Raw genomic sequence first — 26592 nt, forward strand, 5'->3', positions numbered from 1 at the left:
TATAAGTATAATTTCTAAAATCTGCATTCACTTGTATCACGGCACCTCATTCGTGAACACGTGTTTATACATATTAAAAAATAAATCCTATTTCTTAAATAGGACTTAATTCTATGTTGTTTTGATCATTATGAACACGCGTTAACAGGTACATCATACACAAAACGTGAAATCGCTGTCAATCCTTTTTACTCTCAAACGCCTTATTTCATTACATCATCTTTCACTTGTGTCTTCTTATATTCCAAATAACGCATAATGGCCACAGGCAAATTCAAAACACCCATTGCCATCATACTGTATATCGGCCATAAGTCTTGGAAAGTAGGCATATGAACGCCGTTGCCAACAGGTCCAGTTTTGGGCTGACTCGCATCCCATAGCGCGTACCAAAGTAAACAGACTGACATTACGATTATAAAAACACATGTGACAATGTAAATGACATGCCTAGTCATACCGTTATTTTCTCGCCTGGTTTCAGTACTTTTCCGTTAATCCCTCTTTCTTGCAGCTGCTGCACGAAGCTTTCAGCCTCTTGGCGAATGGCAGGAAAAGTATTGTAATGAACAGGCACAACCAGCTTCGCGTTATACCAGATTGCTGCTTGAAGCGCATCATCTATCCCCATCGTATAATGATCGCCAATCGGAATAAAAGCGATATCGATCGAATGACGGTCACCAATCATTTTCATATCGCCAAATAATGCGGTATCGCCTGCATGAAGAACATTTAGTTGTTCCATATTTACAATGTAACCGGCAGGCATGCCACCGTACAAAATGGTTTTGTCCTCTTCGACAACGATTCCTGAGGAATGGAACGCTTGTACCATTTTAGCTTTGGCAAATCCCAAATCTAACGTTCCGCCAATGTTCATGCCCATCGTTTTTACACCCTTCCATGACATATAAGCCGCGAGCTCCGGGTTCGCAACAACAGGAGCATCATTGTTTAATGCAATCTGATCCGCATCTAAAATATGGTCCATATGAGCATGAGTGAGGAGTACCGCATCCGTCTTTATCTCCTCCGCTTTCGTAGTGGCAAGCGGATTGCCTCTCAGAAAGGGATCTATAATAAGTGATTTGTCCCCCGCGATCAATTGAATACAAGAGTGTCCATGATAAATAATATCCATAAAAACATCATCCTCCTTCGTTTTAGTTGAAAGCTTGGGCTTGCTTTACGTCTCATTATATCGTTATTCTTTTACGCGTGCGATCACTCGTGCAATGGATGAATCCGCTTGAATAAGAAGCGGCAGTGCTATAATTTCAAAAGCTTGAATGCCGATCAGCCGCTTTACATTCGCTAAATTTTCTATAATAAAAATATTGCTGCCAAACAAGCTTTTATGAATGGAAAAAGGATAGCGGTCAGGCGAAGGGGTATCTAAACCGATCATTTTCACCTTTTTTCGAATAAGCAAATCAACAAAATCGGCGGTCAAAGCCGGATAATCGCTGAAATAATAAGGTTTCCCATAAAAATCGCCGTGCCCAGTATGTAAAATAACGATCTGTCCCTCATGAATACGTGTTTCGTACTCTTCTTTGTAATCGACTACTGCAGCTCCAGTTACATCCAGCAGCACGCCATCTCCAACAAATTGCTCGACTGAGGTTTCTGTCATATATTTCTGAATGTCCAATAAGTGCATCGGGCCGTCGATATGAGTACCTGCATGCATATTAATCGATAATTGGTGATTATTGTACCCATCACTTTGAAAATGATTGCTTTGCACCAGAGTCGTCTCTATGTGCCCCGGAAATACCGGCATTCCGTCATGAATCATATGCGTCAAGTCTATGATCATACTGCCACATCCTCCTGCATGAATTGTCTTTATCTTACATAAAAACTATATCATATCAGAGTTGATTACGAAAATGAGCTTTAACGGCAGGGAGAGAAAAAATCCAAAATGGACTTGGAGTAGAATTGATTTGATTTAGATCAAGTAACGAGGAGAGTGAAGCATAAGTTTGAGGTTTATTGTTATTTGGTTAAATTGAAGTTTGCAGGTGTGAAGCTTTAATGCCCAGCGATATTTTCATAACCAATTGTTTCAATTGCTTCTGCTGAAGCACGGCTTCCTTAACAAAAAAAGCTTCATCACGAATCAATGCTGCAAGTGTATCCATCGCTGCTTTGGCTGCAAGGAACTCATCTTCAAGCAAATAATAAGCCGCTTGATAGGCATATGTTTCATGCTGCTTCAGGATGGATGCTTTCCATTGCAGCTCACCATTTCTTATTAATGTCGTATTCACAGCAACTATTCACCCTCCTGAAGTACCTTTTCCACGCGTTGTATGGATAAATTAACTATACACAACACCTCACCATCCACCTAGTACCATGTTTCTGTAGTACTTGACAAACGTGAAGGAGGATTAAAAAAAGGATGGCCCCTTCAAATAAGGAGCCATCCGCTTAAAATCTATTATGCATTAAGCCAAAGGCACCCGCTTAGCTAAGCTTTCAAACTTAATCAAATGCGTGTTTACTTGTGATTGAATGCCTTGTAAATATTTAAGTGTCGCTTTGTTCTGTTTTACCAAAGAAGGGTTTTCGTTGAATGCGACAGCGTAATGCTTCATCACTTTGCCCTTCATGAACTGAATGGTTGAGAAAGTACCATTTTTCCATGCTTCCTTCATCTTCACATTCGTACCGATCACTTGAAGATTCATCGTTGCATCTTTGTAGTTAAAGCTATATGCTGGCTCATCTTTCACATGCAATACGGAATATCCTGCTGTGAACTTGTCATTCGTAAACTGACCGAATTGGATCTTATGCGATTGTACACTGCCATCCGAGCGGATAATCTTCGTATTCAATGAACCATTGCCTGATTTAATATCGTTTTTCCAAGCGCCATCGTATGTAATTTCTGTGCCTTCGCTTGTAGATCTGCTCACAAATTTACCAAGCCCGCTTCGTTTGCCGTCCACCCAATCACCTGAATACGTTTTTGTTTGGTACCAGGACATTGTTCCCTTTCCATGCGGTTTGCCGTTTTTCAATTGTCCGTAATAGACGACGTTTTTTGAAATTTCAAGATACTCTTTTTTAACAGCGGCTTCTGCGGTGGTTCCTCCACTTGTTCCTGCAAAAACAACGACTACCAGAAACAAACTTAGCATAAGTGAACACATTTTTTTCATTGAACATCACTACCCCATTCTTTGTTTGTTTAAATTCATTCTATTAGGCTAATACACACCCTATGCGAATTTGAAACATTTCCCAAAAATGATGTTCGGCTAAGCGGATCATTTTCTCTTTTTAATCCCATTTTATTTGATGGATTTCTACTGAGCAGCATCCCTATCCTCAGTAATAATCGCATAAATCGCATGGTCTTCCCAAACGCCATTAATTTTCAAATATTTAGTGGAAAATCCTTCGTATCTAAAGCCAGCTTTCGTAAGGACTCGGATCGATGGCAAGTTTCTTGGCATCACTCCAGCTTGAATACGATGCAAGCCGATTTGATCAAACGCAAATTTGACACATAATGATACGGCTTCAGTCGCATAACCTTTGCCGTTATGCTCTTGATCAAGGAAGTAACCCAGATACGCATTTTGAAAAGGGCCTCGCGCGATGCCTGATAATTCGATTCTCCCTATAAGCTTATTCGACTCGTTATGAAACACGCCAAACACAAAACCTTGATCATTAGCCGCAGCTTGCAGGCTTGATTCAATCATTTTTTTCTGTTCTTCGACCGTAAAATAATGCTCTGGCCTTATAGGCTCAAATGGCTGAAAAAAATGAAAATTCCTTTGTCTAATTGCAAGCAGCTCTTCGGTATCCTTTATTTCTAATGGAGACAGATATATTTTCTCACCTTTCACAAACCATCACTCCTAAGCTTTTTATTTGTGTATGAAATGCCATTTTCCGCATCAATGCAATACTCATTATACTCATCTTTATAAGCATTGTAATTTTTTCGAAAAATCTGTTTTTAAACTTGCATACATTTACAATTTACAAACCATAATAACCTTACATCCCATGAAGGAGTGATAAAACATGAGCAGAAGAAGTTCGAATACTTTAGTCGTACCGCAAGCAAGACAAGCCATTTCTCAAATGAAAACAGAGGCAGCACAGCAATTAGGTGTACAGTTCTCGCAAGATGGTTATAACGGTAATTTATCGACTCGTGATGCAGGCTCAATCGGTGGATATATTACGAAGAAGCTCGTCCAAATTGCTGAACAACAATTAGGTCAACGCAACTTCTAAACAACAGCCAAAGGCCCTCCGCTTTGTGGAGGGCCTTAACTACGGGGTGGTAAACCATGAATCAACCATTATCCATGAACTTATATGATCAAGTAAACCAATATTTCGAAGAAAGCTCAGACTTCGTCAAAGAGGATTTTCTCATTCATAACAGAAAAATTCAACTTTGCTATTTTGAATCTCTAGTAAACATTAATGAGTCTAGAAATTCTTTACTTCTGCTCGAGCTCTATTCCAATGAATCGATCGATGTTTTCGATCAGATTTTTTCTACTTTTGGAGGGGCTTATGTGAAATCTCTAGATGAGATCGCACAATCATTATTACGAGGGAGAATTGGCCTCTTTTCTGAAGACGGTTCCACCATTTTAATGCTTAATTTATTGCATCCGCAAATCTCCCGAGCGATCAGCCCCCCTCAAACTGAAAGTGTACTATTATCATCATTCGATGCGTTTACGGAAGATATCAATACGAATATCGGCATGTTGCGATCCAAAATAACAGCCAATCATTTAATCGTCAGTTCTTATTCAGTAGGCTCGTTTAATCCCCGCCAAGTCAGCATGTTTTACATAAAAAGCAGGTCTCAAAAAAAATTTGTAAACCATATCAACTCCCTTTTGGAGAAACATAAAGACACTGAAATTGAAAGCATTCAAGATTTATCAAAAATGCTAGGATTGCCAAAGTACAGCCTTGTCCCTCCATTCCTTTCAACTGAGCTTCCTTCAGAATCCGTTCGGCATTTAATGGAAGGCCGCATCATCATTTTTTTGGATCATCATCCCTTTGCAATGGCTATGCCTGGTTTTGTGACCGATCTTTGGAGTATGCAAGGGGATCGCAACTATCCATTCGTTTATATGATTACCATACGCATGGTACGGATTCTCGGATTGTTCGTAAGCCTTCTAGCACCAGGTCTTTATGTTGCCTTGGTTGCGGTCAATCCAGAGGTTCTTCGTATTCAACTGGCTTTATCTGTGGCACTAAGCAGAGAAGGTGTACCTTATCCCGCACTCGTCGAAGCTTTGTTCATGCTTGGCATTTTGGAGATGGTTATCGAAGCGAGCATAAGACTTCCAAAGAGTATAGGACCCACCACTACGATGGTAGGGGGAATTATACTTGGCCAAGCCGTTGTTCAGGCAAAATTGGTCAGTAATTTATTAATCATTATTTTAGCTGCGACAACAATCGCCAATTTCACGTTAGTCAGCTACCAAAATGCGTATATGATTCGAATCCTAAAATACGTTGTTTTGTTAATCAGCGCGGTTTATGGCCTGCTAGGCACGCTCGTTGGGGTCGTCTGGATTTGTTTTTACTTATCAAGTATGACTACTTTCCACTACCCGTATGTGAACTCGAGTATAAAATCTGGAGGTTCTAATGAGTAAATTCGCACCATTAACTACATTTTTTTTAGTTCATATTGCTACCATTCTTTTAGTTTTCCCTGAAAAAACGATCGCGTCTACAAAAAGCGGTCATTGGGAGCCTATTTTAATCGGATTTATGTTGGAATGGATCTTAATGTGGCTGTATCTAAAAGGTCTTGCTGGTTTTCCAAAAATGGATCTTGTCGATATTTTTAATGAAATAACAGGAAAATGGGCTGCACGCTTCATTCTTGCCCCGTTGCTCCTGTTCTTCTTTATCGATGTTTGTGTCATTCTCCGGGTTCACTCCGAAATGCTGACCGTGACCTTCCTTCCAGAATATCCGCTATGGTCACTTGCATTATTGGTACTCGTGCCTCTATATGCGGCTTGGAAAGGAATTCTTACGATCATAAGAGCAACTCTTATTCTTTTTATCATTTGTATGCCAGTGACACTTTTTTCGTTTTTCACTTCGTTTGGCAATTTTGATTTAAAGAATGGTTATCCGCTGTTAGATAAAACCTTTTCATTCATGGCCAGCGCTGATTTTTACTCGAGTTTTATTGCACACTCTGGATTTTTGTTCTTAGGATTTATCCCTCTCTATAAATATCCAATATTAAAAAAAAGCAAATCCATTTTTTTAACTTATGTGAGTTTGCTATTTTTTTATATTGCTCTCGTTTATATTCCGCTTTTTATATTCGGCCGCGAAACCTCGTCTCGCTTTCAATTCCCAACCATCATATCCATGGATTCCATCGATATCAGTTGGATTATGTTTGATAGACTAACATTATTTTTTATTACATGTACGCTCATTTCTGTTTTTGTTTATGCTGCTCTTCTACTTTGGATGATGATCCAATTAATTCAAAAGCTTTATCTCATTTCCTCTATACCCGTCATCGTGATCATTCTCGCTATTTCAGTCGTTGCGCTTGCAGGGTTTCTCCCCACTTGGAATGCTGTTCAAGTTCTCATCAATATGGATACATGGTTCCGCTTTTACTGTATTTTCGCGATACCTTTAGCTATTTTCATTATGGGTATGGTAAAAAGGAGGAATCTGGCATGAGATATAAGCCTCTTATTGCATTCATATTATTATGCTGCAGCTTCACCGTATTAGGAGGCTGCTGGAATAATAAAGACATTAATAAACGTATGCTGCCTGTCATTATGGGAATAACGGAAGGCAAGGAGGGCAATGTTCAAGTTTTTTTACGTATTCCAAGCCAACAAAACAACTCAACAAGAACGCTGCAAGCGGAAGCCAAATCAATCGACAAGGCTGTTGACATGCTCCGAACCCATGCAGAGGAGAGTGTTGATTTATTACACTTAAAACTGCTGCTCATAAGCGAAACCACGGCAAGAAAAAGCATTAAAGACGCCATCGAATTTGTTATCCGTTCAAAAGAAATTTCACCAAAAGCATTAGTCGCTATTGTATCTGGAGATTTCTCACAGCTAATGCACGATAAGAAAAAGGTGAATATCGGTTTATCCGCTTATGATTTTTTTGGCAAGGAGTCTGGTTGGACACCGAATATTTCCATTATTCACATTTGGGAAGCCTACCGCGGAATGTATGTACAAACAGAGGATACTGCAATCCCTCTTATTGCGAAAGGGGTTACTACGCCCTTCATGTCCCTCGGTTCTGCCATAATGAACAGGGATCGTATGGTCGGGAAAATGTCAATTGAAGAGACTCTAATATACAACCTTTACCAAGGCCAATATTCAGGAGGAACGGTTGAACTCATGAATAATGCAACCGTTATGATCGATAGTGCTCGTGTTCACAATGAAGCGAGTTGGTCTGGTTCCACTCCAAACATCAAGAGCCATATGAAACTAATAGGCGTTATTGAAGAAGAGGAGGGAAACCCTACGAATGCAGAGGTTGAAAAAGAGCTGGAAGCTTTAATGCTTAAGAGATACTCTAATCTACTCAGCAGACTTCAAGCTCATAAATCAGATATTTTGGGGCTGGGACAATATTACCGTAATAAGATGACTGAGAATCAAAGTGAAAACTGGAAAACAGTATGGTTTCCTAAGTTAAAACAAGAGTTTACCGTTAAAGTGATTATTAGAGACAGCGGTGATATCAAATAAAGCAATAGCTGTTACTTGATCAGCTTCTTCCGAACCGGATAGAGCATCGTGAAATCGAAGGTCTTGATGTCTGAATAAGGAATGGTCAACGCATTGATTGGCTTGAGCGGAACCGTCTCCATACCGAGTATACCGTCACGTTTATCTAGCTCGTAATCCGGTGACTGCTCCAGCCAGGAGAACATCTTCTCGTATACACCCCACATGCTCGTCTCATCGCCATACACGCGAGAGCTAGCACACAGTCCACCGCTAACTTCAAGCGCTTCAACGCCTTCAGGCACGATGCCAAACTCTTTAACCTTAAGACCGACCCAAAGTGTATCCACTTCCTTATCCCATTGCTGCTGAGGGATGAATACAAACGCTGATTGTACTGAAGTCAGCCGTTCATCGTCCAGCGGCACATGTTCAGTCAGCTTGCTCCAAGCCACCCTTGTACCACTCTTGTCTGGCGTCATTCCTGTCCGCACTGCCAGCGCCTTAAATGGCGCTACTTCGACCATCTCTATTTCAGTTTCCTCTTTCAAATGATCCTCTCCTCTCAGCCTATCAATCAATAATTCCATCTAAATTTTTACATAAAAGTAAACGTAATTGCAACTACTTCCTCAAAAAAACAGTTCCAACCGCTTCATAAAAACTTTAGCCGCACGACTCAAATATCGATCATTGCGATAAAAAATTTCTAACTCTCGCGTCGGTGAATGTTTAATCGGAATCGCACAGATATTCATCGAACGGAAGCTTTCAATCAATTGGCTTGGTTGTATGGTAGCCCCAATTCCTTCTGTTACGAGCTGAAACAAAGATGTAACAGACCCTGTCTCCATAATGGTGTGTATAGATATTTCTTGCTCTTTGCACCATGTGTCAATTAAATCACGCCCATAAAAACCTTTGGGGAACATTACAAAAGGGATCTCTAATAATTGTTCTGGCAAAATAATATCCTGCGCTGCCAAATGATGTTCTTTATTTACGTATAGGCTGTACGATTCGGTATAGAAAGGAATACGAGTTAACCTTGGATCTGACTGAATCGCTAGACCAACACCAATATCAACCTCATTGTTCAGCACTTTATTTGAAATATCAATCGATGGTATAACTTGAACCTTTGTATTTGGCAGTTCCCTGTGGAAATCAACGAGCAATGAAGTTAATCGATAATCGAGATCCGATGGCAGCACGGCTACTCGCAATTGACCAGCATCCAGATTGGTAAGATCGGATACCGCCTTTTTGGCGTTTTCTAATTGTTGAACAATGTTCAAAGCATAGCTTTCAAGAAGCTCTCCCGCCTCGGTTTTAACCGTTTTTTTACCAATCCGATCGAATAAAGGAACGCCTAGCTCATCTTCCATCACCCGTATTTGTTGACTTAACGTCGGTTGTGAAATCCCTAATTTGTATGCCGCTTCAGAGAAATGCAATTCATTGCACAACATAAGAAAGTATTGTAATTGTCTAATTTCCATAGTAACATCCCTTCTTTTATGATAGTTAAATGCTATCGTTTCTATAGAATATATAGTATTGAACTATTATAAATACAAAACTATAATGAGTGCAACAACCAAGAAGGGGATGTTTCCTATGCGTTATATGTATCTTATTTTAGTTATATTTCTTGTATCCTTGAATTTAAGACCATCGATTACTTCGGTCGGTCCATTATTTGATATTATTCAATCCCATTTAGGAATGAGCGGGGTCACCGTAAGTTTGATGACGACACTGCCCGTTCTTTGTATGGGGATATTTGCTGTTTTGGCGATAAAGTTGAATTCCCATTTAGGAATAGAAAAGTCATTGCTTGCGGCTATGCTCTTGATCCTGACAGCCACTTCCCTTCGTGTATTCGCAAATAGCAGTCTTTTCTTAATTACGACATCGCTATTCACGGGTATTGGAATTGGAATTGCAGGACCATTAATCTCAGGCTTTATAAAAAAACACTTTCCAAATAAGCCGGGTATAACAGGCGTATACTCTGTAGCTATGGTCATTGGAGCTGCGATTGCGTCCAGCTTCTCTGTGCCGTTATTCCATAAACTAAATGAATCGTGGCAGAACTCTTTAAGCTTCTGGAGCATTCTAGCACTGCCCGCTTCTCTATTGCTTCTCCCGCTTTTAAAGAAAAAAGGAACAAATAGTACCGTTATTCCGATCTCATCCTTGTTCGTCAAAAATAAACGTGTACAGTTGTTTACCTTGTTTTTTGGTTGTATGGCCGCTATTTTTTATTCGATAATTGCTTGGCTCGCTCCTATTGCTCAATCGTTAGGTTTAAGCCATTCGCAATCCGGTCTTGTCCTTACATTATTTACTGTTATTCAAATTCCTATTAGCTTCTTCATTCCAATGCTTGTAAGTAAAACTGGCCGTAGAAAAACTTGGCTGCTCGTATGCGGTGTTTCGGAACTGATCGGAATTGTTTTATTGCTTTTGCATTTTTCTCCATGGTTTGCTGCTGTTTTTCTAGGTATTGGTGCTGGCGGTCTGTTTCCACTAGCAATCCTTATTCCAATTCAAGAGGCTAAAAGTGCGGAAGAAGCCACATCATTATCAGCTGTCATGCAATTTGGCGGTTACTTATTAGGATGCATTGGCCCTCTATTTATCGGCTTCACATCCGATCTATTTGATAACTTTGCTCCGGCGCTAGCCATGCTAATGATCATCATCTTCATTTTGCTCGCTGCTAGTTTGAAGATAGGCGACAAAAAAGAAACAGTTTAATTATAGTCATTTATTATCTTTCAAACCTACCTGAACAGGAATTAAAATACAGTTATTGAAACAAATTGTTTTAACCATTACTTGAACGGAAAGGAGGAATAATCGATGGCAAAATCAAAAAGAGGACGGACGCTTTGGAACCTCCCATCTCGCGGCAGAGGCACCTGCCCTACTTGCAATCGTACTAGAATCAAATTGCTTTATCCGCGAGCGACAAAAAACGGCTCATCGATCACGGTATGCAAACGCTGCATTAATGCTGATCAATCACGAGTAGATGCTGTAACTGGATAAAGAAATTGCTTACTAATGTTGCGGCAACCATATAAATAAGGCCTCTGCAGTTAGCAAAGGCCTTATTTTTTTATTCCTCTCCGATTATTCTGACTAAAACAGGAACTACTAACGTGATGCCCGCTAATATACTTACACCAATCGCTCCTCTAAAATTTTTCTGCTTCCAAAGCGAAGGAGCAAGGCTTCCCACATATACGCAGCCCCAGATCGAGAATAAACCTAAAATAGTAAACAACACAACATGCTTGCTCATGAAACCTGATCACCTTCAATCGCAGGCCCTACTTGACCACCATATCGCCGCATGACAAAGGAAATGTTAACTTCATACTTCATTTCCTTCAAATGACTGCTCCAATTAAAAGCATCCCACTCTTGCACCGATGAAAAAGTGGATACCACTCGATTGTTGATCCGATAACAATCGACATTCCATTGATGAATGGTCTTGTTCAACAATTTAAGGGCGTCCTCATGCAATTGTTTTTGAATGGACTTCTCCAGTTTTTCGCGATTATTCGGCTGGGTATAATTCACTTTGGTTTGCACGCTGATCAGTTCTCCTTCCAATTTAACATCGAAGATTGCGGTAACTTGATCACCTTTTCTTTTTATTTTCAGTTTTGCTTGTCTATCGGCATTCATTGTCATGCTTAAATTGAGCTTCTTATCAGAAGGGTCATGGAAATCCCAAGTCGTTTCCTCCAATTCCCCGCGAAGCATATTTAGTATTCGTGTCTCTGATCCATTCAAATAACCAACCAAAGAGCTGCTTTTGTATATGGCGCTGCCAAAAAATTCTACAGGAACATCACCTGTACGTTTTATTTTCCCTGCATATTGATCACTCACAATAGGCTGTTTGGCATCTGGATTCAGATCTTTCTCATCAGAAGAAATGTTTGCTTTGCCTTTTTTAACATCAGGCCTAGGAGCTGATAATATAGAAATAGCACCTGTGCCTTTGCTTTCGACATCCATAATAAATTCATGAAAACGCGCTTGCTTCGGTATGGTGCCGCCTTGATTTTTGGGATCTAATTCAAGTTCAAACCAGAAGCTAACGTCCTGTTCAGTCGTTGGTTGAACAAATTGCAGGTAGTCCTTTGCTTTCCCTTTTACCGTAATCATATTAACGGTACGCCGAAATTCCCGATTACGAACCGCTTCGCTTAATAGAGGCATGACGCCCTTTCTGGCCAGCCCTTCGCCTATAATGAGCGCTTTAGAGTGAATAAGCGTTAATCTGCGAGCAATAAAGCTTTGGCTAAGAGCGAGTGCAGAAGCCATATTGGAGCCTTCAATGGTATGTACAATGACAACTTTATTTCCCCCTCCGCCTGAGCTTTGACCCATATCACTGAGCTTTGGTACCGCAATAGCAAAACTAAATAAGAAATCATTTTGTGGGCCTTCATCCACACCGATTGCGATCACAAAAGCCATATTTTCCGGGTCCAGCCGATCCCAACAGCCCGATAAAAAAATCAGGCTCGTTACTGTAACCACTATGGTGTTTACAATCCGAAATGAGCGTCTCACGCTGGTCTCCTCCCTTTACGGATGATGCCTACCAGCCATGTCAGCATAGGCAAACCAATCGAAATGATTGAACCATAGGTTCTAAGAATGTCCCGATCCCAAGCGATGGCCGTCATCTCGCTGTCTGGCAGCATGGCAAAGCTGAATATCGTTATCGTCAGCGGAAAAACGAGCGGCCGATGTCTTGGCAAGTGAAAAATTTGAGACAACGCTGAAGCTGTACAATATAAGCCCACCGCTAATTTAACGACTGTGCTAATTAACCAAACGATGAGAAACAAACTTTCCAAGCGCTGCAGCCATCGTCCATATACAATCAGCTTGCTAATTTCCATTAATGGCACGTTAATTCTCGAAGCTGTTGGATAGGGAAAGATAAATAAATAACATATCGTTGTGCTGAGCAGCAGGACAGACGAAACGATGATACACCACCAAGCCACTTTTCCCCAGTCCTTCTGATGTCGCATTCTTGGCAGAAGAAATCCGAGTACAAGCAGCTCGGAAAATAAAGAGCTCTTAATAACACCCAAAAAAAGCACATGAGAACGACCAGTACCCCATAAGGGTGATAAAGCTTTGGGCTCCATATGTGTCATTAAACCACCGATTAGCAATAGATAAACGCTTCCTACAATGAGGAATACAGTTATGGAGCTGATTCGGCCAATGGCTTCGATTCCTGTATGTGCGATAAAGGCAATAGGTAATAAAAGCGCAAGTAGAATAGCCATAAGAGGTGTTCTAGGCAAAATTTCAGAGGATATGATTTCTGAAAATTCACGAAGCACGATGAATGTAATCATATAGAAAAAAGTGCAGTACATCAGATTAACTGCACTTCCCAAAATCGGGCCTAATATGTCTTCCGTAGCCGTAATTAATGTACTATTTTCTGGACCATTGTTTATCACCCCTCTAATTGCCCACCAAGTAAGCGGACAGAACAGCATCGCAATAATAATAATAATCCAAGCTGCGGTGCCCCCTTCTTCTGCCAAAGACCTTTGGAAAGGCAAAAATATTTTTGTGATGATAAAAATAATGCCGATTGCAGTAGCCTCTCTTAATCCAATGTGATGCATTCTCACTTCTGCGCATCCCCTTGTTTGTTCGTCTCATCGCTTTCTGCCGCTTTACTGCTCGGAATTTTATTCGCATCTTTGGGACGGATCGAAAACGGACGATAAATTTGCTTATCGATTGCTTTTCTCAAAAATGAATCGCTGCTAGGTCTATGAGGTGTAAAAGGAGCTAGTACAGGAACGCCGAACGAATTTTCCGCTGCTCGCTTAGTCCAAAGCAATAATGACAGTAAAACAACGCCAACCAAGCCGAGATAAGACGCTGCAAGCAAATAAATGAAACGAAGCATACGTGTGGCGAACTGCATGTTATAGTTCGGAATCGTATAAGAAGCTAGCGCTGTTGTTGCCGTAATAATGACAACGATCGGGCTTACAATATTGGCTTGTACGGCGGCTTGCCCCAGTATCAATGCCCCAACGATACCAATCGTCGGACCGATAACGCTCGGAATCCGGACGCCCGCTTCACGAATGATTTCGAACATCAATTCCAGCATAAATATTTCTGCAGCTAGCGGAATCGGGACAACCTCGCGTGAACCGGCAATAGCAAGCATAAGTGTCGTCGGTATCATTTCTTGATGGAAATTAGCGACTGCCACATAAATACTTGGCAAATAGAGTGCAACAAAAAAACCGATTACGCGAATCGTACGGATAAAGCTGCTGTATGGCCAACGAAGATAAGTATCCTCTACCGTTTGCAGGAAAAGTGGAAAATGAGCTGGGACGATAAGAGAGAATGGTGAATTGTTCACCATAATACTTACATAACCATTGGCAAGATGTGCTGCGGTCCAGTCTGGTCGTTCGGTGCTGAGTATATTGGGGTAAATCGAATTCGAATGCTCCTCAATTAATTGTTCAATCGTGCCGCTATCGCCGATGTAATCATATCGAATGCTTGCAATACGTTTTCTAACCTCGGCTACAAGCTCTTCGTTTGCAATCGTTTTAATATAAACAATCGCTATTTCTGTCCGCGAGAGCGTGCCTACAAAACCAGTCTCCACGATGAGGTCTGGCGTCCGCAGTCTTCGTCTAATCATCGATAAATTTGTTTCTAGTTCCTCCGTAAACCCTTCATTTGCACCGCGTACGACAACCTCCGTTCTCGGGGTATCGATGGCTCTCTTTTCCCATCCTTTTACCACAACGAGTATCGCTTCAGCTACGTCATCAAATAAAATGGCAGCGGAGCCTGCCAATATACTATCTGTAATTCTTCCTAGATCCACTTTTGAGGTGACTTTTCCATCTTTAAATGTATCAGCCATCAGAACATCTATATCCAGATCTTCAACATGCTTCATCTCTATATTCATTATAGGTACCATGACACAACGATCCAGATGCTTCCAATCTACTTGTCCATCCATGAAAAGAACTGCACCCTTTTGCCCATGTTGTCCTACTGTCACTTCACGAACGATTAGACCACGATTGCGAGGATAGGTGAAATGAGCCTTAAACCATTCTAGATTTTCAGCGAGGCTTCGGGATAGACGTCCATAATCTTGAGTGTAATCACTTATCTGAGGCATTGTGGCGCCTTCCGTGGTCTCAAGATTTTGATCCGCTTCTCCACCCCAGTTTCCAAGTGAAAAGTCATTTTGGACAAAAGACAAATCAGCTCTAAAATATTTCCCTAATTTCCCTTTGGCTTTCATTTCATTCCACTCCCTTACGGAAGACTTTAGATGGTTCCCCTAAGTTTCCCAGTCTAAGATGAGCGTAGTATGTACAATTACAGATATTGTTATTCTGCTCTGACCTAAGGTCCTCTTAGGATAGAAGCTCAAAAAAAAACTTCCCTCTATGCTGCCAGAAGGGAAGTTTTCCAATATGTATTCAGCTTCGTTCTCGTTTATACATCCATAAAGCATTATTTCAATTTAGCCGCCTTCGCCATATCTTTACTCTCTAATATGGAAGTCTCATAACCCTCGTTAACGATATGAATCATCGCTATGCCCAGTTCTCTTAACGTAATGACATGCTTCGGAAAAATAGGCCGCAAAACAGGGTACAGCCAAGTTAACAACCCATAAAAGCGATGGACGTTTTTTAATCCCTTTGTCGGATGTATGTAGCCTGGTCGAAACATATAAGCTCCTTTGAAGGGCAGTTTCAAAAGATCATTTTCCGTTTTCCCTTTCACCCGTGCCCACATGCTTTTGCCCTGTTCCGTGTTGTCTGTTCCTCCCGCGGTTACATAACAAAAGGTCATATCCTTGTTTAATTCGGAGAGCAGATTAGCTATATATAAGGTTAAATCATATGTAATTCTGCTGTATTCAGCCTCTTTCATACCTACAGACGATACGCCTAGACAAAAGAAACAGGCATTGTAGCCGCTTAACCTGGATTCAATACTAGATAAATCAAAGAGGTCCGGTAATATAATTTCTTTTAGTTTTGGATGGGTTACGCCACATGGCTTGCGATTTATGACTAATACCTGCTCCACTTCAGAGTGATTAAGGCATTCATGGAGCACCCCCTCTCCCACCATTCCAGTAGAACCAGTAATAATGGCTCTAACTTTCTTTCTCGCCAATGTATCGCTAGTCGGCATGGACATCACAATTCCTCCTCTTGAAAATCAGAGCTGGTTACAGCTTCGACACTCCTATGCTTATATTAAACGATCCATCCTCAATAATCATATCGATATTATGATTTAGGTATCATAATTCTTAAACATTCTTTCATATGAACTCAGCAAAGGCTGCCGTCTCGTTTAGGACGGCAGCCTTTGCTGTGCGAAATTTTATTCTCGTTATTTGTGAACAGCTTGCTTGAAGCTATACTTCGCAAGTACTTCTCCCCAAGGAGCATAACCTTCTTCTTTAAAACCAGCTTTTGAGTAAAGCTTCCTTGCTCGCTCATTTTCCGGTTTATATCCAAGGACAATAACATCCGTTCGGTCACTTGCATTTTTTATTTCATCAATAACCAGCAGCATTGCTTTAGAAGCATGACCTTGTCCTTGAAATGCTCCATCAATCATAAACCGATAAATCCAGTAGTTCCCATCGTCTGGGTCAAGCCCAAACATTGTAAAACCAATCATTACCTCATCATTGTAAATCGCCCTCGTTACAAATCCTTTTAAAAATTGCACTTCAGCAATCGAATAAATATTAGGTGCGATATATTTTTCTTGCTCTGGTTTTGGTTTAAGCTGTGCACATTGTTCCCAATTACTAATGTCTAATGCCTTTAATGTAATCATTCCTGGATTCCTCCCTGTATTTCAGGAAAAACCATCTATCGGATTTCCCTAAGTGATAGACCTCTCGAACAAATCGATCATTTGAAACTGGTCATTTCTCATAACGCATCACTCCTTTTATAAAGATAGCTACAATACACATCATAAACGACTTATTCGCAGCTTGGGTGATAAAGAATGCCTATAACTGAAGTTTACTGAACTCAAAAATATCATTTATTTATCATGACAGATCTCGAGTCATTCATTGCATCGTAGGAGAACTTAGGATGATATACAACCCCCAACATAAAAGTAAGGGAATGCAACAAGCAATTAATTTAACGATCACTATAGCTTTGCTTTTTAATTGTTTCATCATCAATACCCTCCGAATGCTAAATATTCCAATTACAAGATAGACGACTAATCGCGAGCCTTTGTTGCGTTTAGGTATACAGCTGAGTGGAACCATTCATTCTTCTATCATCCTTAACCTGTTGAAAAACATACAAAAAAACGGATGCCACAGCACCCGTTTTTCTGCATTCGTATCGGCTTAACTACCTTTACTCTTTCTGAGTGTTTTCCATATACCATGGATTTAAATGAACAAGAACCTCTTCCACCATCGGATTTTGCGCTTGAATCACTCGTTTGATTTCTCTGCTAATGTCATGGCCTTCTTGTACGCTTAATTCAGCCGGAATGCCTACTCTTACATCTACAATAATGTAATGTCCGTGCTCTCTACCCCGTATTCGGTCAATTCGCTTTACTTCAGGTATCGACTTAACGAGCTCTGAAATTTGTTCCATGCTCACTTCATCAATATTTTTCTCCATTAATACGTCAACAGAGGTTTTTCCCATTTGAATAGCCAGCTTTAGGACAAAATAAGCAACAATGATTCCTGCGAAGGGATCTCCATATTTTAGAAAATGAATATTGTAATGTTCACCTAACATGGCTAGAGCAATACCAATAACTGCTGCCAGTGATGCGTATACATCCGCTAAATGGTCATATGCAGTGGCGATTAAGCCGCTGCTATTCGTGTTTTTGCCAATTCGCATAGTGTAAACATAAAGCCACTGTTTCCATACGAGTGAAATGGCTGCTGCAATGAGGACAAGCAGTGTTGCTTTATGTGGCGGTTCCATCATTGCCATTACGGAGTGATAGCCCATATAGAGCGCAGCAAGGACAAGTACAACCGCTACAATCCCTGCTCCGATAACCTCAGCTTTTCCGTGTCCATACGGATGATCCTCATCCGGCGGTCGCTTTGATATCATCATTGAGACTAATGCTGCTGCAGTTGCAAATACATCTCCTGCGTTATGAACGCCATCTGCAATAAGCACTTGGCTGCCAAACAGCAAACCAACAGTAAGTTTCATGACGGTCAATACAATGTTGCTAATTAAGCTGTTCCAAATCGCGAAAGTTGATTGCTTGTTTGTTGCATCCATTTGAGTAGTCAATCCTTGAGCACTTCCTATCTTCTATAGCCTTAAAGGTACCGTGTCATTATACAAAACGAAATTCATGTGGGTCTAGAGAAACAGTCTTGCCCCGTGTAAGAAATCTTCCCAGACACCAATAGAGTTTGAATAAACTAATTTTGTTGCTCATGCGCAAAACCAGAAAAATCCAATAGAATGAGAGCTTTTATACCACATCGCATAATAAAAACAGATTTTAGACTAAAAAAAGGCTCCTGTAACTCTACAAATAGCCAATACCTATCTACTCGTTCATTCATAGAATAGTCAGTAAGAACCCTCTACAGTCAAGCTGCTTTAAATAGTGATGAAAGAAAGGGATGCTGAGCTATTATGGGATGCGAATTGGGACGTGTCATCATTGAAAGAAACGAAGGCACGATTATTTTTGGGAATGTTGGCAGAATAAACATCAATATAACCAATATAGCCGGAAAAGGAAGCAGCAGTGATTCTAGCAGCAGCGATAGTGACAGCGGCAGCGATAATAGCGATTCTGGTCAGAATTCAACCGATTCCTCTGATTTAAGATCAATATCAGTTAATTTAACTAGAAAATTTCTAAAAAAGAAACGTAAATAGATTTAATAACAGCCATTTGGTTATCAAAGCAGGTCAATCAATAAAGGGGACAACGGATGATGAGACTTATATTAAATAGTCTCAGAGTGCCGCTGTCCCCTTAAAAAATTCATCTGCTTCATCACTGATGGCCAAAGTCTGTCCATCATTCTTCTTACATAGTGTTACCAATTAACAAATCAATAATCAGTAGCTGATGTCGATTTTTGCGAGATTTTACAACATAGAAACAAGTTAGCCATAGTGCTGACACTTTTATTTTTTATACTGACTAAACAGACATCCCAAAGTTATATGCCACAGTACAAAAAGAAAGGACAAAAGAACCATCGTAATCAAAACATCTTACACAAAACGAGGAATTAGATCATGCGAAAACTTGCCCTTTGTATTATTTTAATCATTGTTACTCAAATATCAGCATGCAGCAGCAGTCCAAATCCTATCCAAGCAACTGTAAATGACACAGATGAACAACTAGAAACAAATTTAATTACTGTAAAGCAGCCTTCCGAAATCGATGATGACAAAAATAATAAAACGATATATTTAACCTTTGATGATGGCCCCTCTTCAGCTACCAATGAAATATTGGACACGTTAAAGCTATTTCACGTGAAAGCGACATTTTTTATGTTGGAACCAAAAATGCGACAATCTCCAGAAATCGTTAAACGAATTGTAGAAGAAGGACATGCCGTAGCTTTGCATGGTGTCACACACAATAAAAATCGATTTTACCGTTCGGAACAATCTGCGCTGGATGAAATGAATCAAGCTCAAAAAACACTTGAGAAAATTACAGGCATCTCATCGGTTCTAATTCGTACGCCTTACGGCAGTGTACCTTATTTAACGGATTCATTCAGGAAGGTTTTAAGTGACAACGGGTATAAATTGTGGGATTGGAACGTGGACAGCAGCGACTGGTCTATTTCAAGCAAAGATTATATTAAAACGACAATTTCTCAGATACAAAAATTAGAGAAATATGATGTGACCCCTATCGTGCTCATGCATGACCTACCAGAAACAGCAAAGCATTTAACTAAACTTCTTACCAGCTTAACAAACGATGGTTATGTACCAAAAAAAATCGAAGCTGACATGGAGCCCTATAACTTTAATTGCTACGATCGCTGTCGACGTGTGAACGTGGAAAGCTAAATAGGTTGCCGATTATATCGGCAACCTGTTCTTTTTTTGATGAACTTCCTCACGCAATTGGCGTCCCATTCGGAACGGGTTGATCAGGCTTTAAAAGAACTACATCACCCTCCGATGGGACTCCACCAATGACAAGCACCTCGGATTTAAAGCCCGCAATACGTCTAACAGGAAAATTCATTACTGCGGCAACTTGACGGCCAATAAGCTGTTCTGGTTCATACCGTTCTGTGATCTGTGCCGATGAATGCTTGACACCAAAATCCCCAAAGTCGATTTCTAATTTTATTGCAGGTTTTCGAGCTTCTGGAAAAGGTTCTGCATGAATAACCGTACCAATACGAATATCTAATTTCATGAAATCCTCAATTGTCACCATATTTGCTGCCCCCAATTAATAAAAAGTCGTGATTAAATACCTTCCAAGTTGAAACTATTTTTCCAGAATACCGAATTCACGTTTGTATGTAAATACCAGACTGCATGGATAGAGATGCCGTGCTCACGACCAGCGGACACATATATCATTTTATCCTTTTTGTAAACATTGAAATACGGCGGCCTTTTGTGAGACAATCATAAGGCACAATTGTTTTAGGAAGGCGTTTACATAGTTTGTGCAGCAACAAATAGAACACTCTTCTATTTGCGATGAATCCATTAAACAAAGCTAACCAATCTCGAAGGAGGACTTAAATCATGAGGACGATGAAGCTTGGAAGCAGTACACTAGAGGTGCCGGTGATTGCAGTCGGTTGCATGCGTATTAATTCGCTGGACAAGACCGGTGCCGAACGTTTTGTTCAGACGGCGCTAGATAAAGGTGCGAATTTCTTTGACCATGCTGATATTTATGGCGGTGGAACTTGTGAGGAAATATTCGCAGATGCTATTCATATGAACGATGAAGTTCGCGAGAAGATTATTTTACAATCAAAATGCGGCATTCGTCCTGGCATGTTCGATTTCTCCAAAGAACATATTTTAGAATCGGTAGATGCAATTTTGAAGCGACTGAGAACGGATTACTTGGACATTCTGCTTTTGCACCGTCCAGATACATTAGTCGAGCCGGAAGAAGTAGCTGAAGCTTTTGATCGCCTTGAAAGCTCTGGTAAAGTACGCCATTTTGGCGTATCCAATCAAACACCAATGCAAATTCAACTTCTGAAGAAATCGGTGAAGCAGCCTCTAGTCGCTAACCAGTTGCAACTAAGCATTACGAACGCGACTATGATTTCGAGCGGATTTAACGTAAATATGGAAAATGATGCTGCTGTGCACCGTGATGGCAGTATCCTCGATTATTGCAGACTGAACGATATTACGATTCAGCCTTGGTCTCCCTTCCAATATGGATTTTTTGAAGGCGTATTCCTTGGGAACGATAAGTTCCCGGAATTGAATAAACAAATCGATGAAATTGCTGAAAAATACAATGTTAGCAATACAACAATTGCTATTGCATGGCTTTTGCGCCACCCTGCGCATATGCAACCGGTTATCGGTACAATGAATCTTGACCGCCTGAACGATTGCTGCAATGCGAGCGAAGTTCATTTGACACGCGAAGAATGGTATGCCATTTATCGTGCTGCCGGAAACATTCTTCCTTAACAGAAGCATAGGGTGAGATATTCCGTCTTGCTACTATAAAACAAGGAAACCTCAAGCCGCTATGGACTTGAGGTTTCTTTATTTAAATCAAAGCTATAGCAAGAAGCGTAAACAATGACAAAGTCAGTAGACCTGCCCCAAAACCATAACCATAACCATATCCATTACCGTACCCATTACCATAATATGCTGATGTTCTTACCTTGTCCGATGTCCGTAAATATATATTATTTCTATCAACATTTACGATAACGCCTTCGTGGCAACGGCCATCACGAGTCCGAACACGCACTCTACAGTTCATATTATTTCTGCCGAAACGATACATTTCCTCCATTAAAGCTCACCTCCCACTATCATGCTCCTTTTAATCTATGATTAGTAGAGGCTTCATGATTGTGCTCTTGTTACAAGAGTTGCGAGGAAACTTGCTTAGAGTCCAAATGACTGCTTCAATTAATTTTTTGTCCCCTTATATTTCCCCGTATTCATTAGATTGACATTTACTTGAATGTTCTTGATAGAATCATTTTTCAAGAAAAAATCATCGGTGCTGGACAAGCGCCGAAACTCCGCGGGTGATGACTGATAAAGCGATTGTCTGAGATGAAACGGGTCGATTTGGGACTTTAACGCTTTACTATAGGTGTTCATGATTTCCTTGCGGATGGCATCAGCAGCACATTCCTTCAAATGGTTAATGGTTACGTCTTGCATTAGCTCAATGACAATGCCCTTTGCCTCAACTTCAAGATTATAGCGAGTTTCTCCCTTTTCCGTTTCGGGTCTAATTTTCATTCTAGGAGATGAAAATTCAATAACGGCAGCCGGTGAGCCGTGGGCATTAACTTGAAGCGGTATACGTTTCAGTCCCTCTTCCGCCCATCTAATCCCTAGCAGATCCCGTCCTGACATCCATCCTATCATCTTGTTTTTCTTGAAAAAATAACCACCTGATAGGCTGAACATCGGCTTTGGTTGTTCGTCTTCCGACCAATCTTTAGAATCAAGGTCAAGTGATGGAATCATTGCCGGCTCTCCAGGTTCATTTAAATCCGCAATAACGCGATTTACAGTAACAGGAAGGATTACGGAAACGATTGAATGCATTTGACTAGCCGTAAACATGATCGTTTCCAGTGGGGATAAATTCAAAATCGATTTCTGAATAAATATTTCTGGCAAGCTCCTCTTTGTTCCATAGATCAGAATATTGTACCTTACTTCCCTGTAACGATTAATCGCGCTAAACACATCAGTGACACCCTTCTTGAGCACCGCTTCTGTCATAACAACAGCTTTAACATGACCCCAAAACACCTGCAGCTGGGATGTTCTGCTAATGTCAGTTAATGCTAATGCCATGGTTTTCCCTTCCCCTTTGCCTACCCATACGGGGACAGCTTTACCAAGACTAACTTGTTCACTATGCGAGATATTTGAGAAATTGAGTATTTGTGTGTAGGCAATCCATTTCCCGTCCTTAAAGTCGACGCCAATAGCCGTCGCATATGCCATATTTTGAATTTCCGGCATACTCGTGCAACCGCTTAGAATCATAATACTGCACAGAAGCACGCTTATTGCCCGGAAAATATACATGTCTAATCCTCCTTCTTCTTATCGGGATCTTTCGTTTGCAGCGCGGTAGGTCGTTTGTTGATTTTATCCCACGGCAATCTCAAGAAAGAAATAAGCAGCTCCCTGACGGATAGCGGAGATAAAGGCGCCAAATAGCTTACGCCAAATGATTTTATAGTACCCATGTAACCAATGAGCAGTACCATACCTAAGATCACGCCATACATGCCGAGAATTGCGGATAGTGTAAAAAAGAACAGCCTCAAAATACTAACCTGCGTGCTTAACGTCTGATTCACTAGAGTTACCCCCGAAACGGCGGTAATCGCACCAACTACAACAACTGACGGCGAAACCAAACCCGCTCGAATGGCTGCATCTCCAATGATCAACCCCCCAATTGACGTCAGTGTCTGACCGATTGCGTTAGGAAGCCTTACTCCCGCTTCCCTAAATATTTCTAGCAGCATGAGCAGCAAAAACATTTCCATATGCGAAGAAAGCGGCAGCCCCAGCCTAGTCACGGAAATGGTAGCCATCATTTGAAATGGAATTTGGTCTTGATGAAACGACACTAACGCAACCCAAATGGCTGGCAAAAAGATAGACAGGAATAAGCTGATTCCTCTTATTATTCTTGAGAATGAAACATACGCATAGTTGAAATGGGCATCCTCTGGAGATTTTAAAATAAGTGATAGACCCGCTGGCGCAATTAACACCATCGGCAGCCCATCGATAATGAGTACTACACGGCCCGAAAGCAAGCTTTGGACGGCATAATCGGGTCTTCCGGTAAAATCCATAATCGGCAATAGCTTGAATTTGAAATCAGACAACAATTCCTCTAGCTGGCTAATGCTGATTAAACCGTCAATATCAATCTTTTCCAATCGCGCATGTAAGTCCTCCAATATCTTGGGATTAATGATGTCATAAAAGTAAAGAATCCCTATCCGCGTCTTTGTTCTTCGTCCTATTGTCAAATTATCTACATGGAGAGAAGGGCTTCGAAGCCGTTTACGGATTAAGGCAATATTTACAGTAATATCTTCAACGAACCCATCCCTTGGTCCCTTAACCGAAATTTCTGTACTGGATTCGTATGGTTGTCTTGTTGGCTTATCTGCTATGCTTACAAAAGCCACTTTATTGTCTTCTGTGAATATGAGCAGCAGATCCCCTTGAAATATAGCCTCCGATAGCGCGTCCTCGGTCGCTTCTGTAAATTCCGTAATCGACAACACATTCGACAACCGCACAATTGGATCCTTGAATGAGCCCTGTTCTTTAAAGAGTCGATTAAGCTCTGGTAAAATAAACTTACCAATGTCGGCTGAATGGCTCAGTCCTTCTGCAAAAGCAATCACGACTTCAACGCTTTCTTGTTCTCCAAAGTGGCAAGCTTGGATTTTGACATCTGATGAACCCTCAAAGAGAGCCCTTAAGCTTTCCTCATTCCAGATCTCTGACTTTGACTGCGCTTGTCCATTCATGTTTTTCCCTCCTTTGAGGCAGATCCTAAGAACAGGGCGGCAATCATCCATAAAAATGAAAAGGACAACAATACCGCCAGCGAGATGGGCATGTAATAACGATCCATCCATAAATAAAAGGTATATTCGTTTACTCGAAACAGTGACAGAAGGATATAACTCACCATAATGATAGCTATTGCCCAGTGTCGACTGCGTGCTTGACGAAGAGAAAGCAATTCAACGAATAAATACACAGATAAGCTTATGCGAACAATCGCGCCAGACAGCCATTGAAAGATGGATAAAAAGTCTAGATGCTCAACAAATTGCCCAATTTTCACGAGCCTCCACTGCTCGTAAGGCGAAGTCATTTGATGGGATGCTTCTATGGGACCAAACTCTGTAATCGCACCAACGATAGGTCCCAGTGAAATGACGATGGAAAATACGCCATATAAAAGCAGCTGCCAAGCTCGAACTTTCGTCTTCAAATGATGCTGCAGCACGATAAGCGCCATCAACTCCACAAAACCTGCGCCGGAATAAACCATTCCATTCCAAACCGGGCCCCATCCATGCTCAAGTACAGGCTTTAATAACGAAAAATCTTTCATTGGAGAATTGAATGAACCGACAAAAATGCCTAACAACGCAACAAGCGGAAGCAACACTCCTGCAACGATCGCAATGACCTTTAATCCCCACATAGACATGGCTGTACAAAATAATACCAGTGAGACAACGAGCAGCATCTTAGGAGTAGAGGGCAAATAATTTGTAACATGCCATGTAGCCGTATGGATGACGGTCATACCGCCAATGAGATACATCTGAATACAAACGGGAAGGATAAGGAGCCAAGAAACAAAAGGGGAACTCCTGCGGGATAGCCACTTTTTCCACTCTTGCTGACCTGATCGGTTCATTATCCAGACCAATAGCAAAATCCAAATAAGAAAAAACACACCTGTCATCAGTACAGTAATCCACGAATCACGTTTGGACGCAGACAAAATCATCGGATTTACAATAACGTGGCTGGCAAGGCCATTCATTAATGAAAACATCATAAATATTTGCACAAAGCTGATTTTATTACCCGAACCGCTCAAATGAAATCACATCCATATCTATACAATCCGTAAATCCTCACTCTATTTTGGTACTAATTTCAATTTAATATTCCAAAAGAAGCAAGTTGCACAGATTCAATTCAAATCATGTCTGGGATCAGCCTAATAAAAAATGGCAGCCTTGGACGAAAAAACACGTCATAGGCTGCCATTCATATGTAAAGATAGGTAATCAAAAATATTTTCTTGCTAACGTATCCGTTAGCTAAATAAAAAAATCCTCATTCCATAGTCTTATTACCTCTTTTAGTTCTAAATTTTCAAAACTTAATTTATAAATATCTGGTTTCTTTAATTGATTTAAAAAATCCAAACCATAACTTGAATCAAAATAATTGATCATCAAAGTCATTACAAGACCATGTGTTCCAATCGCTATTTTTTTCCCAGAGTGTTCTTTTAATATGTTTTTTATCACTGATATCGATCTATTCTGGCAATCAGAATTAGACTCCCCACCCGGTAAAGCATAATCAAAATCATAAAATTTCTCTCTAATAACGGACATTAAATTTTCAATAATTTCTTCAGCAAACTGCCTTTCTCTGAGATCTTCAAATGTTTCGATATCCAATCCCAAGTTTTGTGCCAATCCCTCAACACTCAAGATTGCTCGGTTATATGGGCTAGATATAATAATATCTATTCCTTCTTCTTTAAGAATTTCTGTAACTTTTTCAACATCGCTCTTGCCCTTTGTGGTGAGTCCTCTTGTTCTTTCAGTTCCTTCATCGTATGGTGATTCAGCATGCCTAACCATATAGACGATGGTGTTCATATAATCCTCCTTGAATTGTTGATTTATTATATTACAGTGATTTCACATAACGTGATATTCAAAGTTCGT

The 26592-nt window shown here is 40.6% G+C and carries 30 protein-coding genes; 9 read left to right on the plus strand and 21 right to left on the minus strand.

Features of this window, described 5'->3' with window-relative positions:
• Positions 1–203: 203 nt before the first annotated feature.
• From AC1DOV_RS28305 to AC1DOV_RS28330, 6 genes are all read right to left on the minus strand, one after another.
• Positions 204–458, minus strand: coding sequence for a hypothetical protein (locus tag AC1DOV_RS28305; protein WP_477551617.1), 255 nt, complete (start codon positions 456–458; stop codon positions 204–206).
• Positions 455–1144: a metal-dependent hydrolase gene (locus tag AC1DOV_RS28310; RefSeq protein WP_477551618.1), complete on the minus strand. Its 690-nt coding sequence runs from the start codon at positions 1142–1144 to the stop codon at positions 455–457. Before AC1DOV_RS28310 ends, AC1DOV_RS28305 begins: the two co-directional genes overlap by 4 nt.
• A 63-nt stretch (positions 1145–1207) precedes the next feature.
• On the minus strand, positions 1208–1825 hold the full coding sequence (locus tag AC1DOV_RS28315) for a cyclase family protein (RefSeq protein ID WP_477551619.1): 618 nt from the start codon (positions 1823–1825) through the stop codon (positions 1208–1210).
• 190 nt (positions 1826–2015) lie between these two features.
• A complete protein-coding gene (locus AC1DOV_RS28320; RefSeq protein ID WP_441882046.1) occupies positions 2016–2282 on the minus strand; it encodes a hypothetical protein in 267 nt (88 codons plus the stop codon).
• 180 nt (positions 2283–2462) lie between these two features.
• Complete coding sequence (locus AC1DOV_RS28325; RefSeq protein WP_441882043.1) at positions 2463–3182, minus strand: MORN repeat-containing protein; 720 nt, start codon at positions 3180–3182, stop codon at positions 2463–2465.
• Between the two features lie 147 nt (positions 3183–3329).
• Positions 3330–3878, minus strand: a complete 549-nt coding sequence (locus tag AC1DOV_RS28330) for a GNAT family N-acetyltransferase (RefSeq protein ID WP_477551620.1) — start codon at positions 3876–3878, stop codon at positions 3330–3332.
• Between the two features lie 181 nt (positions 3879–4059).
• Between AC1DOV_RS28330 and AC1DOV_RS28335 the strand changes: the two genes are divergently transcribed.
• From AC1DOV_RS28335 to AC1DOV_RS28350, 4 genes are read left to right on the plus strand one after another with little or no spacing between them, the layout of a single operon-like run.
• Positions 4060–4275: an alpha/beta-type small acid-soluble spore protein gene (locus tag AC1DOV_RS28335; RefSeq protein ID WP_339208485.1), complete on the plus strand. Its 216-nt coding sequence runs from the start codon at positions 4060–4062 to the stop codon at positions 4273–4275.
• 56 nt (positions 4276–4331) lie between these two features.
• A complete protein-coding gene (locus AC1DOV_RS28340; RefSeq protein ID WP_477512623.1) occupies positions 4332–5678 on the plus strand; it encodes a spore germination protein in 1347 nt (448 codons plus the stop codon).
• Positions 5671–6741, plus strand: coding sequence for a GerAB/ArcD/ProY family transporter (locus tag AC1DOV_RS28345; RefSeq protein ID WP_477551621.1), 1071 nt, complete (start codon positions 5671–5673; stop codon positions 6739–6741). Before AC1DOV_RS28340 ends, AC1DOV_RS28345 begins: the two co-directional genes overlap by 8 nt.
• Positions 6738–7790, plus strand: a complete 1053-nt coding sequence (locus AC1DOV_RS28350) for a Ger(x)C family spore germination protein (RefSeq protein WP_477551622.1) — start codon at positions 6738–6740, stop codon at positions 7788–7790. The genes AC1DOV_RS28345 and AC1DOV_RS28350 overlap by 4 nt, the downstream gene beginning before the upstream one ends.
• An 11-nt stretch (positions 7791–7801) precedes the next feature.
• Here AC1DOV_RS28350 and AC1DOV_RS28355 read toward each other — a convergent pair whose 3' ends face one another.
• Both AC1DOV_RS28355 and AC1DOV_RS28360 read right to left on the minus strand, forming a co-directional pair.
• Entirely contained in the window at positions 7802–8320 is a 519-nt protein-coding gene (locus AC1DOV_RS28355) for a GyrI-like domain-containing protein (RefSeq protein ID WP_441882028.1), read from the minus strand.
• 81 nt (positions 8321–8401) lie between these two features.
• The gene (locus tag AC1DOV_RS28360; RefSeq protein ID WP_441882025.1) at positions 8402–9271 is read right to left on the minus strand and encodes a LysR substrate-binding domain-containing protein; all 870 of its coding nucleotides are present in this window, start codon (positions 9269–9271) and stop codon (positions 8402–8404) included.
• Between the two features lie 118 nt (positions 9272–9389).
• Between AC1DOV_RS28360 and AC1DOV_RS28365 the strand changes: the two genes are divergently transcribed.
• The gene (locus tag AC1DOV_RS28365) at positions 9390–10535 is read left to right on the plus strand and encodes an MFS transporter (RefSeq protein WP_477551623.1); all 1146 of its coding nucleotides are present in this window, start codon (positions 9390–9392) and stop codon (positions 10533–10535) included.
• A 105-nt stretch (positions 10536–10640) separates the two neighbouring features.
• Positions 10641–10829, plus strand: a complete 189-nt coding sequence (locus AC1DOV_RS28370) for a hypothetical protein (protein WP_339208474.1) — start codon at positions 10641–10643, stop codon at positions 10827–10829.
• A gap of 70 nt (positions 10830–10899) precedes the next feature.
• Here AC1DOV_RS28370 and AC1DOV_RS28375 read toward each other — a convergent pair whose 3' ends face one another.
• From AC1DOV_RS28375 to AC1DOV_RS28405, 7 genes are all read right to left on the minus strand, one after another.
• Positions 10900–11085 (minus strand): hypothetical protein, encoded by a 186-nt coding sequence (locus tag AC1DOV_RS28375; RefSeq protein ID WP_441882019.1) that lies wholly within the window; start codon positions 11083–11085, stop codon positions 10900–10902.
• Positions 11082–12374: a Ger(x)C family spore germination protein gene (locus tag AC1DOV_RS28380; protein ID WP_477551624.1), complete on the minus strand. Its 1293-nt coding sequence runs from the start codon at positions 12372–12374 to the stop codon at positions 11082–11084. The genes AC1DOV_RS28375 and AC1DOV_RS28380 overlap by 4 nt, the downstream gene beginning before the upstream one ends.
• The gene (locus AC1DOV_RS28385; RefSeq protein ID WP_441882206.1) at positions 12371–13459 is read right to left on the minus strand and encodes a GerAB/ArcD/ProY family transporter; all 1089 of its coding nucleotides are present in this window, start codon (positions 13457–13459) and stop codon (positions 12371–12373) included. Before AC1DOV_RS28385 ends, AC1DOV_RS28380 begins: the two co-directional genes overlap by 4 nt.
• Before the next feature lie 2 nt (positions 13460–13461).
• Positions 13462–15132 (minus strand): spore germination protein, encoded by a 1671-nt coding sequence (locus tag AC1DOV_RS28390; RefSeq protein WP_477512618.1) that lies wholly within the window; start codon positions 15130–15132, stop codon positions 13462–13464.
• A gap of 215 nt (positions 15133–15347) precedes the next feature.
• Entirely contained in the window at positions 15348–16046 is a 699-nt protein-coding gene (locus AC1DOV_RS28395) for an NAD-dependent epimerase/dehydratase family protein (protein WP_441882011.1), read from the minus strand.
• A 198-nt stretch (positions 16047–16244) separates the two neighbouring features.
• The gene (locus tag AC1DOV_RS28400; RefSeq protein ID WP_339208471.1) at positions 16245–16700 is read right to left on the minus strand and encodes a GNAT family N-acetyltransferase; all 456 of its coding nucleotides are present in this window, start codon (positions 16698–16700) and stop codon (positions 16245–16247) included.
• A 548-nt stretch (positions 16701–17248) separates the two neighbouring features.
• A complete protein-coding gene (locus AC1DOV_RS28405; RefSeq protein WP_477551667.1) occupies positions 17249–18154 on the minus strand; it encodes a cation diffusion facilitator family transporter in 906 nt (301 codons plus the stop codon).
• Positions 18155–18520: 366 nt separating this feature from the next.
• On the opposite strand from AC1DOV_RS28405, the gene AC1DOV_RS28410 reads away from it, so the two are divergent.
• Together AC1DOV_RS28410 and AC1DOV_RS28415 are read left to right on the plus strand one after the other, a co-directional pair.
• Positions 18521–18769 carry a hypothetical protein gene (locus tag AC1DOV_RS28410; protein WP_076270138.1) on the plus strand — a complete coding sequence of 83 codons (249 nt, stop codon included), beginning with the start codon at positions 18521–18523 and terminating at the stop codon, positions 18767–18769.
• A gap of 369 nt (positions 18770–19138) precedes the next feature.
• The gene (locus tag AC1DOV_RS28415) at positions 19139–19936 is read left to right on the plus strand and encodes a polysaccharide deacetylase family protein (protein ID WP_477551625.1); all 798 of its coding nucleotides are present in this window, start codon (positions 19139–19141) and stop codon (positions 19934–19936) included.
• Positions 19937–19985: 49 nt separating this feature from the next.
• Here AC1DOV_RS28415 and csaA read toward each other — a convergent pair whose 3' ends face one another.
• Positions 19986–20315 carry a chaperone CsaA gene (gene csaA / locus AC1DOV_RS28420; RefSeq protein WP_441882001.1) on the minus strand — a complete coding sequence of 110 codons (330 nt, stop codon included), beginning with the start codon at positions 20313–20315 and terminating at the stop codon, positions 19986–19988.
• 320 nt (positions 20316–20635) lie between these two features.
• Here csaA and AC1DOV_RS28425 point away from each other — a divergent pair, with 320 nt between their 5' ends.
• Complete coding sequence (locus tag AC1DOV_RS28425) at positions 20636–21553, plus strand: aldo/keto reductase (protein WP_430061836.1); 918 nt, start codon at positions 20636–20638, stop codon at positions 21551–21553.
• 82 nt (positions 21554–21635) lie between these two features.
• Here the strand turns inward: AC1DOV_RS28425 and AC1DOV_RS28430 are convergent, their stop codons facing one another.
• The 5 genes from AC1DOV_RS28430 to AC1DOV_RS28450 all read right to left on the minus strand — a co-directional run bounded on the left by AC1DOV_RS28430 (position 21636) and on the right by AC1DOV_RS28450 (position 26523).
• Positions 21636–21890: a hypothetical protein gene (locus AC1DOV_RS28430; RefSeq protein ID WP_441881998.1), complete on the minus strand. Its 255-nt coding sequence runs from the start codon at positions 21888–21890 to the stop codon at positions 21636–21638.
• Positions 21891–22009: 119 nt separating this feature from the next.
• On the minus strand, positions 22010–23155 hold the full coding sequence (locus AC1DOV_RS28435) for a Ger(x)C family spore germination protein (RefSeq protein WP_477512952.1): 1146 nt from the start codon (positions 23153–23155) through the stop codon (positions 22010–22012).
• Between the two features lie 2 nt (positions 23156–23157).
• The gene (locus tag AC1DOV_RS28440) at positions 23158–24630 is read right to left on the minus strand and encodes a spore germination protein (RefSeq protein WP_477551626.1); all 1473 of its coding nucleotides are present in this window, start codon (positions 24628–24630) and stop codon (positions 23158–23160) included.
• Positions 24627–25724, minus strand: a complete 1098-nt coding sequence (locus AC1DOV_RS28445; RefSeq protein WP_477551627.1) for a GerAB/ArcD/ProY family transporter — start codon at positions 25722–25724, stop codon at positions 24627–24629. Before AC1DOV_RS28445 ends, AC1DOV_RS28440 begins: the two co-directional genes overlap by 4 nt.
• A 226-nt stretch (positions 25725–25950) precedes the next feature.
• On the minus strand, positions 25951–26523 hold the full coding sequence (locus AC1DOV_RS28450) for a histidine phosphatase family protein (protein WP_477551628.1): 573 nt from the start codon (positions 26521–26523) through the stop codon (positions 25951–25953).
• Positions 26524–26592 lie beyond the last annotated feature (69 nt).

This window comes from Paenibacillus sp. 01T47 (assembly GCF_056398245.1).